This window comes from Methylobacterium sp. WL119 (assembly GCF_008039875.1).
Classification (GTDB): Bacteria; Pseudomonadota; Alphaproteobacteria; order Rhizobiales; family Beijerinckiaceae; genus Methylobacterium.
The window spans coordinates 1-8,325 of the sequence record NZ_VRUU01000153.1 but is presented as its reverse complement, the minus strand read 5'-3'; the positions used below and the strand labels follow the sequence as shown (position 1 = coordinate 8,325).

Below are 8,325 nucleotides of genomic sequence, written 5' to 3'. Positions count from 1 at the left end.
GTGTCCGAGCGCGCGGCCGAGGAGGGCGGCGCCGGCCATCAGGCCGAGGGCGCCGAGGAGGGTGAGGCTCAGCATCGCCAGGATCAGGTCGGAGACCCGGACCGGCGGGCGGCGCCCGGCGACGGCCGGGCGCGGGCGCTGCGCGCCCCGCTTGCGCCGCGGCAAGGGGCGGTGTGCTGTGCGGGGGGCGGCGTGGAGGAGGGTGCGGCCCACGGGTCAGCCCCCCGCCGCGAAGGTCTGGCCGAGGCCGCCGGCGAGGTGCTCGACGATCGGCCCCAGCGCCAGCGCCGGGAAGAAGGTCAGGCCGCCGACGATGAGGATCACGCCGACGAGGAGCCCGACGAACAGGCCGCCGTCGGTGGGGAACGTTCCGGACGAGGCCGGCACGGTCTTCTTGGCGGCGAGCGCGCCGGCGATGGCGAGCGCCGGGACGATCACGAAGAACCGCCCGACCAGCATGCCGGCCGCCAGCGTGGTGTTGTAGAAGGTCGTGTTCGCCGTCAGCCCGCCGAAGGCCGAGCCGTTGTTGGCCGCCGCCGAGGTGAAGGCGTAGAGCATCTCGGAGAAGCCGTGCGGGCCGGCATTGGCGGGCCCCGCGAGCCCCGCCGCGACCACGGTGGCGAGCGCGGTGCCGCCGAGCATCATCAGCGGCAGGCAGAGGATGGCGAGCATCGCCATCTTCACCTCGCGCGCCTCGATCTTCTTGCCGAGGTATTCCGGCGTGCGCCCGACCATCAGCCCGGCGACGAAGATCGTGACGATGACGAAGACCAGCATGCCGTAGAGCCCGGCGCCGACGCCGCCGACGATGATCTCGCCGAGCTCCATGTTGATCAGCGGGATCATGCCGCCGAGCGCGGTGAACGAGTCGTGCATGGCGTTGACCGCGCCGCAGGAGGCGGCGGTGGTGACGACGGCAAACAGCGCCGAGGCCACGATCCCGAACCGGATCTCCTTGCCCTCCATGTTGCCGCCGGGAAGCCCGAGCGCGTTCAGGACCGGGCTGCCGGCGGCTTCGGCGCCGTAGGTGACCGCGATCCCGGCCCCGAACAGCACGGCCATCGCGGCCAGGATCGCCCAGCCCTGACGCTCGTCGCCGACGCTGCGGCCGAACAGGTTGGTGAGCGCGGCGCCGATCGCGAAGATCGAGACCATCTGCACGAAGTTCGACAGCGCGGTCGGGTTCTCGAACGGGTGGGCGGCGTTGGCGTTGAAGAAGCCGCCGCCGTTGGTGCCGAGCATCTTGATCGCGACCTGGCTCGCCACCGGCCCGACCGCGATGGTCTGCTGCGCGCCCTCGAGCGTCGTCGCCGCGACGGCGCCGCCGAAGGTCTGCGGGATGCCCTGCCAGACCAGGAACAGCGTGAACACGACGCAGAGCGGCAGCAGCAGGTAGAGGGTGCAGCGGGTGAGATCGACCCAGAACGAGCCCACCGTCCGCGCCGAGGCCCGCGAGAATCCCCGGACGAGGGCGACGGCCAGGGCGATGCCGGTCGCGGCCGACAGGAAGTTCTGGTGGGTCAGCCCCAGCATCTGCGACAGGTACGAGAGCGTGGTCTCGCCGCCGTAGGACTGCCAGTTGGTGTTGGTGACGAAGCTCGCCGCGGTGTTGAAGGCGAGGTCCGGCGCCACGGCGCCCTGCCCGTCCGGGTTCAGCGGCAGGGCCGCCTGCAGCCGCAGCAGGCCGTAGAGCAGCACGAAGCCGGCCGCGTGGAAGACGAGCATCGCGGTGGCGTAGGCGAGCCAGTGCTGCTCGTGGGTCCGGTCGATGCCGGCCAGGCGATAGAGCCCGCGCTCGATCGGCTCGAGCACGGGCGAGAGCAACGTCCGCTCGCCCGCGAACACGCGGGTCATGTAGCCGCCGAGGGGGCGCACGAGCGCCAGCACGACCGCGCAGAAGAGCGCGATCTGGATCCAGCCGTTCACGGTCATGGGCTTGGTGTCCTTCAGAACCGCTCGGGGCGGACGAGGGCGTAGGCGAGGTAGGCGAGGAGGCCGACCGTCACGAGGGCGCCGAGGGTCAGGTCGAGAGACAGGCCGTAGGGCATGGCGGGGCCCTCACAGGCGCGCGCACAGGCCGGCATAGCCGACCGCGAGGGCGAAGAAGGCGAGGCCTTCGGCGAGGAAGACGAGGTCGAGCATGGCGGGCGTCCGGACGACGAGGAGCCGGCAACGCGGTCGTGGGCCGACCGGTCCGCTTCGACCGATCCGCCCCGGCGACCTGCTTGCCGTGATCGTCAGAGTGGCCGGACGCGCCGTAGGAATGCGAGAGGGAGGCGGCGCCGAATCCATAAGGATCCCATCAGGATCGGGCCGGCTCGGCGGTGTCGGGCACGGACGACCGCGTCCGGTCGAAGGCGCGGCGGATCGCGCGCTGTCCCGGCGTCTCGACGGCGTAGCGGATCACGGTCGCGAGCCCGACCGAGGCGAGGACGGCCGCGAGGATCGCCGATCCGGACGACCATCCGCCGGCCTCCAGCGCCCGGATGATCGCGTAGCCGAGGATCTGGTGGACGAGGTAGAGCGGGTAGGAGATCGCCCCGAGGAAAACCAGGGGCGCGCAGCCGAGCCAGGGCAGCCGCCCGGTCGCGGCGGCGAGGACCGTGCCGGCAAAGCCGAGCACGAGCAGGACATAGAAGCCCGTCCCGACGCCGCCGTAGTCGACGGCGGGCCCGAGGGCGGTGAAGCCGAACACGGCGGCGAGCGCCCCGAGGCCGAGGGGGGTCAGCGCGCCCGCCGCGAGGCGCGCGAGCATCGCCCCAATCACGAACAGCAGCGCGAAGGGAAGGTTGAGGAGCACGACCACCTGCAGCGTCCGGACCGGAAGGACCAGCGTGCCGACGAACGCCGCGGCGAGCCATCCGGCGCAGATCCGCTCCAGGCGCAGCCCGGGATCGGTCGCCGGGCCCCTATGGATCAGGGCGAGGGCGGCGAGGGCGTAGAAGGCGACCTCGTAGGTCAGCGTCCAGTGGGACGGATCGATCGGCGGCACCCGGATCAGCGAACTGAGCATCGTCAGACCCGCGAGGGCCGCGCCCGGCGTGATCCCCACGGGATTCGGGCCGCCGAGGGCGAAGATCCCCAGCGTGACCCCCGAGCAGACGAGGAAGGCGGGATACAGCCGCGCGACCCGCCGCACGGCGTAGTCTCCGAGGGACGGCGTCCGCCCGAGCGTACCGGCAATCACGAAACCGCTCAGGATGAAGAACAGCTCGACGCCGAAATGCCCGGCGGCGAAGCTCGGAACGCGGTCGACATGCGGCCCGATGCGGCCTTCGTAGCTGAAGAGGTAATGGTGCAGCATCACCATCGTTGCGGCGAGACCACGCAGGGCGTCGATGGATCGGATTCGGCCGATGGGGCGGACGGGGGTGTTGCCCGAATCAATCGACATACTTTAGGTACGTTTTCCGCAACGCGTTCCCGTCACGCCATGACAGCGCGGTTGCCTTAAGAAACGTCGACCCCTGCCGTGCGGGATACCGGCCATTCGAAAAAAGCGTGGCTGCACCGTTGGAAAGGTATAGATTGATACCACGATTACAGTGCTCCTCTTGATTATATTCCGAGAGCGCCGGTTACACCGCACATCCGGGCATCCCGCCCGACAGCACGAACCCTGTGACGCCAGCCCCATGACGACCGCGGAACAGAAGAAGCCGACCGATGCCGACCACACCGTCGGCAACCGCATCGCGGTGCTTCGGGCCGCCCGCGGGATCAGCCAGACCGCCCTGGGCCAGGCGCTGGGGGTAAGCTTCCAGCAGGTCCAGAAGTACGAGAAGGGCCGCAACCGCGTCGGCGCCGGCCGCCTGCAGACGATCGCCGACCATCTCGGCGTCCCGGTCTCGACCTTCTTCGAGAGCGAGCCCGGCGAGGCCCGCAGCTTCGAGGACGGCACGAGCCTGCCCTTCCTCGGCATCGCCGGCGCCGCGGAGCTGCTGAAGGCCTACGCCGCGATCGCCGACCTGCAGATGCGCCGCGACGTCCTGGCGATGGTGAAGTCCGCCGCCCGGATCGCCCGCGCCAGCACGCCCGACGCGTCCGCTTCCGACATCGCCTGACACGCGGGCCGACGCCACGGCGCCGGCCGCACGCGACAACGTGATCGCCGGGCGCTCCGATGCGCCTATCTTCCCGGATGCGAGCCACGCCGGCTTGCCGAAAGGGAGGATCCGATGATCCGCATCGTCCGCGGCGGCTTCGCCGCATTGGCGCTGTCCGCCTTCGCGCTGTCCGCGACCGTCTCCGGGGCGTCGGCAGCCGAAGGCCTGGCGTACCGGGCTGCGCTGAAGGCAAGCTCGGAAGTGCCCGCCAACGACAGCAAGGGCACCGGAGAGGTCTCGGCGACCTACGATCCGGCGAGCAAGACGCTGACCTGGAAGGGCAGCTACAATGGGCTGACCGGGCCCGTGACGGCCGCGCATTTCCATGGTCCGGCCGAGGCCGGCGCCAATGCCGGCGTGCTGATCCCGGTGACCGCCGCCGCCAGCCCGTTCGAGGGCTCGGCCACGATCGACGACGCCAAGGCGGCCGACCTCGTCGCGGGCAAGATCTACGTCAACCTCCACACCGCCGCGAACCCGAAGGGCGAGATCCGCGGGCAGGTGGTGCGCGCGCCGTAGGCCTTTTCCGGGCCGCGCGCTTTCTGTAGGCCGCTCGCCGGGGGACGGCATGCGGAGGCTCGGTCGGTGAAGCAATCGGACGCCATCATCGCCTGGACGCCGGCGCGCTGGGCGGAGCTGCGCCCGGACACCGCCGGCCAGGTCGCGGTGCTGCCCCTCCCCGACACGGAGGGCGCGGCCAAGCGCTTCATGATGCGCGGCGGGGCCGGCTCCTCGGCCCTCCAAGCCCTGACGGGGGAGGCGCGCATCGCCCGCCTGTTCATCGACTTCCAGACCCTGGTGGTGCGCGACGGCCTCGACCCGCAGGCGGTGCACCGGGCGTTCCTCGCCATCGACGAGTACCGGTTCCGCATCGCCCCCGACACGGAGGGCGCGGAGTTCGAGGATCCGCCGGAAGAGGATTGATCGCAGAGCCGCCCGAACGGCTCGCGGAGTCACAATCGAGAAAAGGCGGGCGCTTACTCACGGTTGCCCTAGTTGAGTCCCGGCACGCCTTGCGCCACGGAGCCTTCCGCGATGCCTCTCGCAGCCTCTTCCGCACCCAGCCGCCTGTCCCGCCGCGCGCTGATCGCCGCCGCCGGGCTGCTACCCTTGGCCCAAACCCTCGCGGCGGAGGAGGCGCTGATCCGCCGGCCGATCCCGTCGACGGGCGAGCTGCTGCCGGTGGTCGGCATCGGCACCTCGCGCCGCTACGAGGTCGCGCCGACGCCGGACGCCGTCGCGCCGCTGCGGGCGGCGGTGGAGCGCTTCGTGGCGCTCGGCGGATCGGTGATCGACACCGCCCCGAGCTACGGCACGGCGGAGGACGTGCTCGGCCTCATCCTCCCGGACGGGGCCCTGCGCGAGAAGGTGTTCCTGGCGAGCAAGGTGGACACCACCGGCCGCGAGGCGACGCGCGCCGAGTTCGAGCGCTCGCTGGCGCGGATGAAGGTCGCGCGGATCGATCTGCTGGCCGTGCACAACCTGATCGACGCGACCGAGAACCTCGCGGTGCTGCGCGACCTCAAGGCCGAGAAGCGGATCCGCTACCTCGGCGTCACGGTCTGGCGCGACGGGCAGTTCGACGGGCTGGAGCGGGTGATGCGCGGCGAGACCCTCGACGCGATCCAGGTCAACTACGCGATCGACAACCGCGAGGCCGCCGAGCGCATCCTGCCGCTCGCCGCCGACCGGGGGCAGGCGGTGATGGTCAACGTGCCGTTCGGGCGCGACCGCCTGTTCAAGGCGGTCCAGGGCAAGGCGGTGCCGGACTTCGCCAAGGGCTTCGGCTGCGAGACCTGGCCGCAATTCTTCCTGAAATACGTCCTCGGCCACCCGGCCGTGACCTGCCCGATCCCCGGCATGGCGAAGGTCGCCTACGTCGAGGACAACCTCGCCGCAGCCCGCGGGCGCCTGCCCGACGCGGCCGAGCGGAAACGAATGGAGGCCTTCATCGATGCGCTCTGACCTTTTGGGACTTTCCCGTCGTGCCGCGCTCATCGCCGGCCTCGCATGCCTCGCGTTTCCGGCGATGGCGCAGGAAGCATCCAAGAAAATCCGGATCGGCGTGATCGGCTCGGGCAACATCGGCGGCACGATCGGGAGCCTCTGGGTCAAGGACGGGCACGAGGTGATGTTCTCCTCCCGCCATCCCGAGACCCTGAAGGCCCTGATCGAGGCCCTCGGGAGCAAGGCCAAGGCCGGCACGCCCGAGGAGGCGATCGCCTTCGGCGACGCGGTGCTCGTGGCGGTGCCGTACAAGGCCTATCCGGAGCTCTCGACATCCTACGCCGCCGCGCTCAAGGGCAAGGTCGTGCTCGATGCCGGCAACGCCACCAAGGCGCGCGACGGCGAGCTCTACGACGAGGTCCAGGCCAACGGCATCGGCGCCACCTCGGAGAAGTACTTCCCCGGCGCCAGGCTCGTCCGGGCGTTCAACGCCGCCAACTACAAGGTCTTCGCCAAGGAGGGCGCCAACGGCGGGGCCGACCGGGCCGGCGGCCGCATGGCGATCCCGATCGCCGGCGACGACGCCAGCGCCCTCAAGGTCGCCGAGGGCCTCGTGCACGATGCCGGCTTCGACCCGGTGGTGGTCGGCGGCCTGAAGGACGCGAGCAAGTTCGCCATGGGCTCGCCGGGCTTCGGCCACGAGAAGACCGCGCCGGAGCTGCGCAAGACCCTCGGGCTGACGCCGTGACGATGGCCACCGGGCAACTCCCTCTCCCCTCTGCGGGGGAGGGCGCGTCGGAGCCGGTCCTTGCAACAAGTTGACCCGATGAATCACGCAACGCCGCCGAGCGAGGCCGCGCCTTCGAACGCCCTCGCGCGCCTGATCGGCGTCCGGCCCGGAGAGGGGCCGGCCCTGGCCTGGTCCTGGGCCTACATCTTCTCGATCCTGGCCGCCTACTACGTGCTGCGGCCGATCCGCGACCAGATGGGCGTGGCCGGCGGCATCGAGAACCTGCCCTGGCTGTTCACGGCGACGCTGGTCGGGATGCTGGCGCTGAACCTGCCCTTCGCCTGGCTGGTCAAGCGCATGCCGCGCGCGCGCTTCGTGCCGCTGACCTACCGGTTCTTCGGCGCCAACATCCTTTTGTTCGCGCTGGCGCTCTACCTCGCCCCGCCGGACTGGGACGTGTGGATCGGGCGGGTGTTCTTCGTCTGGCTCTCGATCTTCAACCTGTTCGTGGTGTCGATCTTCTGGGCGACCATCGTCGACGTGTTCTCGACGAGCCAGGGCAAGCGCCTGTTCGGCTTCATCGCGGCCGGCGCGACGCTCGGGGCGATCGCCGGCTCGGCGACGACCGCGCTGCTCGCCAAGACCGTGCCGACCTGGGGCCTGATGCTCGGCGCGGTCGCGCTGCTCGAATGCGCCGTGTTCAGCATGCGCGGGCTCGCCCGCCTGTCGGAACGGCTGCGGCAGGCGCCGTCCGGCGGGCCGGAGCAGGGGACGGGACAGGTGATCGGCGGCAGCGTGTTCGCCGGCGTCACCCGGACGTTCGCCTCGCCCTACCTCCTGAACATCTCGCTGTTCCTGCTGCTGTTCTCGGTGACCTCGACCTACCTGTATTTCCAGCAGGCGGCGATCGCCAAGGCGAGCTTCCCCGACCGGGCGGCGCAGACGGCGTTCTTCGCCGGCGTCGACCTGGCGGTGAACGTGCTGACGCTGGGGGTGCAGTTCTTCCTCACCGGGCGGATCGTGCGCCGGATCGGCGTCGGGCTCACCCTGGCGATCCTGCCCGCGCTGAGCATCCTCGGCTTCGGGCTGCTGGCGCTGGCGCCGTCCATCGCCGCCATCGTCGGCTTCCAGGTGCTGCGGCGGGCGGGCAACTTCGCGATCAGCCGGCCGATCCGCGAGGTGCTGTTCACGGTGGTGCCGCGGGAGGACCGCTACAAGGCCAAGAGCTTCATCGACACGGTGGTCTACCGCCTGGGCGACCAGGCCGGCGCGTGGTCCTATGCCGGCCTCGGGGCGCTCGGGTTCGGCGCGGCGGCGGCCTCGGTGGTGGCGGTGCCGCTCTCGGCGGCCTGGCTCGTCAACAGCCTATGGCTCGGGCGGGCGCAGGAGCGGCGCCACCGTGCCGCGCGGGCGGCCGAAGCCCCCGGCTACGCCGACGGGATCTGAGGCCCGGCCGGCGGCTCAGCGGCGGCGGGCGCGCACCCGGACCGGCCGAAGGACGGGCGCGCCCGCGTGGCGGTCGCCGAGCGCCCGGCCGACGAG

10 protein-coding genes are annotated in these 8,325 nt (G+C 71.2%); 6 read left to right on the top strand and 4 right to left on the bottom strand.

What is annotated here, in order from left to right:
• From FV227_RS26945 to FV227_RS26930, 4 genes are all read right to left on the bottom strand, one after another.
• A partial coding sequence (locus FV227_RS26945; RefSeq protein WP_147862918.1) for a hypothetical protein occupies positions 1 to 213 on the bottom strand: 213 nt, incomplete at its 3' end.
• A gap of 3 nt (positions 214 to 216) precedes the next feature.
• The gene (gene kdpA, locus FV227_RS26940; protein ID WP_147727686.1) at positions 217 to 1,932 is read right to left on the bottom strand and encodes a potassium-transporting ATPase subunit KdpA; all 1,716 of its coding nucleotides are present in this window, start codon (positions 1,930 to 1,932) and stop codon (positions 217 to 219) included.
• A 14-nt stretch (positions 1,933 to 1,946) separates the two neighbouring features.
• Complete coding sequence (locus FV227_RS26935) at positions 1,947 to 2,048, bottom strand: K(+)-transporting ATPase subunit F (RefSeq protein WP_210246746.1); 102 nt, start codon at positions 2,046 to 2,048, stop codon at positions 1,947 to 1,949.
• A 254-nt stretch (positions 2,049 to 2,302) separates the two neighbouring features.
• On the bottom strand, positions 2,303 to 3,394 hold the full coding sequence (locus FV227_RS26930; RefSeq protein ID WP_147727687.1) for an acyltransferase: 1,092 nt from the start codon (positions 3,392 to 3,394) through the stop codon (positions 2,303 to 2,305).
• Between the two features lie 241 nt (positions 3,395 to 3,635).
• Here FV227_RS26930 and FV227_RS26925 point away from each other — a divergent pair, with 241 nt between their 5' ends.
• From FV227_RS26925 to FV227_RS26900, 6 genes are all read left to right on the top strand, one after another.
• The gene (locus tag FV227_RS26925) at positions 3,636 to 4,064 is read left to right on the top strand and encodes a helix-turn-helix transcriptional regulator (RefSeq protein WP_147727688.1); all 429 of its coding nucleotides are present in this window, start codon (positions 3,636 to 3,638) and stop codon (positions 4,062 to 4,064) included.
• 114 nt (positions 4,065 to 4,178) lie between these two features.
• Complete coding sequence (locus tag FV227_RS26920; protein WP_147860324.1) at positions 4,179 to 4,625, top strand: CHRD domain-containing protein; 447 nt, start codon at positions 4,179 to 4,181, stop codon at positions 4,623 to 4,625.
• Between the two features lie 66 nt (positions 4,626 to 4,691).
• On the top strand, positions 4,692 to 5,030 hold the full coding sequence (locus tag FV227_RS26915) for a hypothetical protein (protein WP_147727690.1): 339 nt from the start codon (positions 4,692 to 4,694) through the stop codon (positions 5,028 to 5,030).
• 111 nt (positions 5,031 to 5,141) lie between these two features.
• Positions 5,142 to 6,071, top strand: coding sequence for an aldo/keto reductase (locus FV227_RS26910; protein WP_147727691.1), 930 nt, complete (start codon positions 5,142 to 5,144; stop codon positions 6,069 to 6,071).
• Positions 6,061 to 6,801 (top strand): NADPH-dependent F420 reductase, encoded by a 741-nt coding sequence (locus FV227_RS26905; protein WP_147727692.1) that lies wholly within the window; start codon positions 6,061 to 6,063, stop codon positions 6,799 to 6,801. Before FV227_RS26910 ends, FV227_RS26905 begins: the two co-directional genes overlap by 11 nt.
• A 78-nt stretch (positions 6,802 to 6,879) precedes the next feature.
• The gene (locus FV227_RS26900; protein WP_147860323.1) at positions 6,880 to 8,229 is read left to right on the top strand and encodes an MFS transporter; all 1,350 of its coding nucleotides are present in this window, start codon (positions 6,880 to 6,882) and stop codon (positions 8,227 to 8,229) included.
• Positions 8,230 to 8,325 lie beyond the last annotated feature (96 nt).